This is a genomic window from Collinsella sp. CLA-ER-H9, assembly GCF_040092295.1.
GTDB lineage: Bacteria > Actinomycetota > Coriobacteriia > Coriobacteriales > Coriobacteriaceae > Collinsella.
In genome coordinates, this window is the sequence record NZ_JBBNLV010000038.1 from 1 (window position 1) to 781 (window position 781).

Sequence of the window (781 nt, forward strand, 5' to 3'; positions counted from 1 at the left end):
GATCCGGAGGCGCCAGCCCCCGGGGAGCCGCCCTTGGAATACTGCCCTCGCGCGACCGGCGTCCTAACCCGAGGCCGTCAACCGGCTCGGGGACCGTGCCAGGCGGGCAGTTTGACTGGGGCGGTCGCCTCCTAAAGGGTAACGGAGGCGCGCGAAGGTCCGCTCGGGACGGTCGGCAACCGTCCTTTTGAATGCAAGAGTACAAGCGGGCTTGACTGCGAGGCCCACAAGCCGAGCAGGTGCGAAAGCAGGCTCTAGTGATCCGGCGGCCCCGAGTGGGTGGGCCGTCGCTCAACGGATAAAAGGTACTCCGGGGATAACAGGCTGATCTTGCCCAAGAGTCCACATCGACGGCAAGGTTTGGCACCTCGATGTCGGCTCATCGCATCCTGGGGCTGGAGCAGGTCCCAAGGGTACGGCTGTTCGCCGTTTAAAGCGGTACGCGAGCTGGGTTCAGAACGTCGTGAGACAGTTCGGTCCCTATCCTCCGTGGGCGCAGGAGAATCGATGGAGGCTGCCCCCAGTACGAGAGGACCGGGGTGGACGCACCTCCGGTGAACCGGTTGTCGACCAACGGCACGGCCGGGTAGCCGCGTGCGGCGCGGATAACCGCTGAAGGCATCTAAGCGGGAAGCCGTTCCAGGGATTAGTTCTCCTTCCGGTAAGGGCCCAGGTAGACTACCTGGTCGATAGACGGCAGGTGCAAGGACGGCGACGTCCTCAGCCGAGCCGCACTAATCGCCCGAGCTCTTCCGGAACCGCACCTCGCGGCCCGCGGGAC

The 781-nt window shown here is 65.2% G+C and carries 1 rRNA gene; it reads left to right on the forward strand.

The features are described 5' to 3' along the window. Positions 1–758 (forward strand): 23S ribosomal RNA (locus AAAX73_RS09710); the annotation flags it as partial. Positions 759–781: the final 23 nt, after the last annotated feature.